Here is a 1,083-nt window from a genome sequence, read left to right as displayed (position 1 = left end):
ATGATGTTCATTCGTGGCACGAGTGGTTTTGTCTCCACGTATTGTTTGAGTTGGGTCTCTGGCAATGTGGTGATGCTAGTACGACGCATGGTGTTTAATCACTTTATGCACATGCCTGTATCGTACTTTGACAAAGAAAAAACGGGTAACTTGCTTTCTCGAATCACTTACGATTCAGAGCAAGTCTCTGCGGCGACGAGCCAAGCGTTAGTGAGCATCGTACGTGAAGGCGCAAGCATTATTGGTTTGCTTGTTCTGATGTTTTACAACAGCTGGCAGTTGTCATTAGTGCTGTTTGCTGTAGCGCCTGTGGTTGCTTGGGGAATTGGTGTCGTTTCTAAGCGATTCAGAAAAATCTCTAAGAATATGCAAACGATGATGGGTAATGTGACCGCATCGGCTGAGCAAATGTTAAAAGGGCACAAAGTCGTATTGAGCTACGGTGGTCAAGACATTGAACGTCAACGTTTTGATAAAGTCAGCAACCAAATGCGTCAACAAAGCATGAAGTTGGTAACGGCTCAGGCTGCGGCAAACCCAATTATTCAAATGATTGCATCATTTGCGATTGTTGCTGTTCTTTATCTGGCAAGCATTGATTCAATCAAAGAGCAGCTGACTCCGGGTACTTTTACCGTGGTCTTTTCTGCGATGTTTGGTTTGATGCGCCCACTTAAAGCACTGACAAACGTAACTTCTCAGTTCCAACGTGGTATGGCAGCAAGCCAAACTTTGTTTGCTCTGATCGATTTAGAACCAGAGAAAAACGAAGGTAAATACACGGTTGAGCGCGCGAAGGGTGATGTATCTGTGAAAGACGTCAGCTTCACGTATGTAGGTTCAGAAAAGCCGGCTCTAGAGCATGTCAGTTTTGATATTCCTCGAGGTAAAACGGTCGCTCTAGTGGGGCGTTCAGGTTCAGGTAAAAGTACCATTGCGAACTTGTTTAACCGTTTTTATGACGTGGACAGTGGCTCGATTACATTAGATGGCCGTGATATTCGTGACTACGAATTGAAGAACTTGCGTGAGCAGTTTGCTTTGGTTTCGCAAAACGTACATCTTTTCAATGACACCATAGCA

General features: G+C 44.5%; 1 protein-coding gene. It reads left to right on the top strand.

Features of this window, described 5'->3' with window-relative positions:
* A partial coding sequence (locus R7D93_RS25960) for an ABC transporter transmembrane domain-containing protein (protein ID WP_318129641.1) occupies positions 1–1,083 on the top strand: 1,083 nt, incomplete at both ends.

The organism is Vibrio sp. YT-15, assembly GCF_033337445.1.
GTDB classification, from domain to species: domain Bacteria; phylum Pseudomonadota; class Gammaproteobacteria; order Enterobacterales; family Vibrionaceae; genus Vibrio; species Vibrio alginolyticus.
Note: the sequence above shows the minus strand (reverse complement) of the source record. Positions and strands in the feature narration are given on the sequence as shown.